2 protein-coding genes are annotated in these 2952 nt (G+C 65.0%); one reads left to right on the forward strand and one right to left on the reverse strand.

Features of this window, described 5'->3' with window-relative positions:
• Window positions 1–10: 10 nt before the first annotated feature.
• Window positions 11–766 (reverse strand): maleate cis-trans isomerase family protein, encoded by a 756-nt coding sequence (locus ON20_RS10230; protein WP_040834905.1) that lies wholly within the window; start codon window positions 764–766, stop codon window positions 11–13.
• 322 nt (window positions 767–1088) lie between these two features.
• Between ON20_RS10230 and ON20_RS10235 the strand changes: the two genes are divergently transcribed.
• The coding region (locus tag ON20_RS10235) for a hydantoinase/oxoprolinase family protein (protein WP_040834906.1) at window positions 1089–2952 on the forward strand (1864 nt) is incomplete at its 3' end.

The following is a 2952-nucleotide window of genomic DNA, read 5'->3' on the forward strand; positions in this document are numbered from 1 at the left end:
TGGACTCCTGCTAGACGGATGTGGCTGCCGTGTCTTCGCGCAGCAGGCTGCCGGCCCCCGGGATGTCGACGGGGAGATCGAGGCTGCGCAGGATGCTGTACGCACCGGCGGTGGCCGCGGAGAGGACGGGGATGCCGAATTCCTGCTCCGCGATCTCGACGAGGGGCAGTGACGGCATCTGTACGCAGCAGGAGATCACCAGCGCGTCGATATCCGAGAGGTCGAGCGATCGCGCCGCCTCCATTACCTGCTCACCCGGGATGCAGCCGACTTCGGTGTTGTCCTCCACCTCGAGGGCGCGCCAATCCGGGATGGTGAAGCCCTCTGCCTCCAGGTAGGCGACCACCTTCTGCGCGAGCGGGCGCGTATACGGCGTGACGAGAGCGACCCGTTTCGCGTTCAGGGCGTGCAGTCCTTCGACCAGCGCACCGGCGCTGGAGCGGATGAGTGCCTCCGAACCGCCGGTCGCGAGTTGTTCGGCGACCGTGCTCTCGACACGCCGGTGCTCGCCCGGCCCGCCCACCATGACGGCGACCAGGCAGGCATACAGGATCACCTCGGGTGCGGTGTCGGCGATCTCCAGAATGCACCGGTCACGCTGTGCGTTCATCGCCTCGAGTCCTTCGGGGGAGACCTTGTGCATCCGCATCCGCGTCGAGTGGAACGAGAAGTCGGCCTCCGGGTGCCGCGACAGCAGTGCGGGCATCTCCGTTTCGACGGTGACGTTGGAGCTGGGGACGACCAGACCGATGCGGTGGATGCCCATCTGTTCCCTTCCGGTAGCTCGGCGCTGCGCACCTAGTGAATTGACGTTTAAGACGATTATTCGACATATGTGACGAACTCGTCAAGGGTGTGCGGTCGAGTGCTCGGAAGGTTTGACGCAGAGGTGGATCGAACGCGAGCAAGAGGCTGAACTTCTCAAGGGCGTCCGTGGTGGGGATGTCCTGCCTGGACTCAATAAGTGATGAGGCTCACGAAAAATGCTTGACACACCGGATTCAACGTCAAATACTCGACGCATACGTTGAGCAAGAGTCGGTCGAGCCGGCCTCGCCTGCACCTCTGTCCGAAGGAGTACAGCGGCAATGGGATATGTGATCGGAGTGGACGTCGGCGGCACGTTCACGGACGCCGTCCTCGACGACGGCGACGGGATGGTGATCGCGGGCAAATCGCCGTCGACGCCACCGGACTACTCCCGCGGCGTGATGGATGTCCTCGAGGTGCTGGCCGAGCAACTCGGCCGGCCGTTGGACGAGATGCTCGCCGACACCCACCACATCGCGCACGGCACCACCTCTTCGCTGAACGCGCTGGTGATGAACCAGGTGCCCGAGGTCGGCTTCGTGACCACCAAGGGGCACCGCGACTCCATCTACATCATGAACGTCGAAGGCCGGTATCTCGGCCGGTCTCCTGAGCAGCTGCAGAACGTACTGAGCCAGAGCAAATCGCACGGACTGGTCGGCAAGCGGCATGCGCTGGAAGTGACCGAACGAGTCGACCGTGACGGGCACGTCGTGGTCCCGCTGAACGAGGACGAGGTGCGTTCGGCGATCCGCGCGCTACTCGACGACGGCATCTCGGCCATCGCGGTGTCACTGCTGTGGTCTTTCCGCAACCCCACCCACGAACGGCGTATCCGCGAGATCGCCCACGATATCGACCCGAGCCTCTTCATCTCGCTGTCCAGTGAAGTCAGCCCGCGTATCCGTGAGTTCGCTCGCAACGCGACGACGATCATGAGCACCCAGATCGGACCGGGCCTGCGCAATTATCTCGGCGAGCTCGAAAGTGAACTGTGTGCCCACAGGCTCGCGGGCCCGCTGCTGGTGATGCAGAGCAACGGCGGCGCTGTGGCTGCCGCCGAGGCGCCGGCGAACGCGATATCGACAGTCGGCTCCGTCCTCACCGGCGGTGTTGTCGGCGCCGTGTCGCTGAGCAAGCAACTCGGCCACAAGAACATCATTGCCACGGACGCGGGCGGCACCACCTTCCTCGCCGGACTGATCGTCGACGGGGAACCCGTGCGATCCTCGACGACGATCATCAACCACCACCCGATCAATGTGCCCACGCTCGAAGTGCATGCGATCGGATCCGGCGGCGGGGCGATCGCCTGGCTCGACGCGGGCGGCAACTTGCAGATCGGCCCGCACAGCGCACAGGCGGTGCCCGGCCCGGCATGCTACGGCCAGGGGGGAACGGAACCGACCAATACCGATGCCAACCTGGTGCTCGGCATCCTGCCGGAACGCGGACTGCTCGGCGGCCGCAAAGCGCTGAATATCGAACTGTCACGACAGGCCATTCGGACGCGGATCGCCGAACCTCTCGGACTGTCGGTCGAGGAGGCAGCCGCCGCGATCTACGAGGTACAGAACGCCCAGACCGGCGACCTGCTCCGCAAGACCGTAGTGGAAGCCGGGTACGACCCGCGTGACTTCATCGTCTACGCCTTCGGTGGTTCAGGACCGGCTCACTGCGGTCGGTACGCACAGGAGGTCGGCGTCAGGGAAGTGGTGGTGCCGCTCGGCCGGGTGGCGTCCGCGTTCTCGGCCTACGGACTGGCCTCGTCCGATATCGTGCTCGCCAAAGAACTGTCCGATCCCGCTGCGATGCCGCTCGACCCGGCCCGCGTCGAGCAGAACTTCAAGCAGCTCGAGGAGCAGGTCCGCGAGTTGCTCGCGCGCCAAGGTCTGCAGTTCTCCTCGATCCGGATCGACCGCGAAATCGATATGCGTTACACCATGCAGCTCGCGGAGGTCGCGACGCCGATCTCCGACGGGGCGCTCACGGCGTCCGAAATCGCCGAGGCCTCCGATGCTTTCGAGGAACGCTATGCCGAACTCTACGGTCGCGACAGCGGTTTCCGCGAGGCAGGTATCCAGGCGATCACCTACCGGGTCCGGGGGACCGGAGTCCTGCCGTTCTCGCCGGAGCTCCCGG

Origin of the sequence: Nocardia brevicatena NBRC 12119 (genome assembly GCF_000308495.1) — a bacterium.
Classification (GTDB): Bacteria; Actinomycetota; Actinomycetes; order Mycobacteriales; family Mycobacteriaceae; genus Nocardia; species Nocardia brevicatena.

Coding starts and splice junctions, on each gene's coding strand:
- ON20_RS10230 (WP_040834905.1), bottom strand. CDS start 766: ATGGGCATCCACCGCATCGGTCTGGTCGTCCCCAGCTCCAACGTCACC.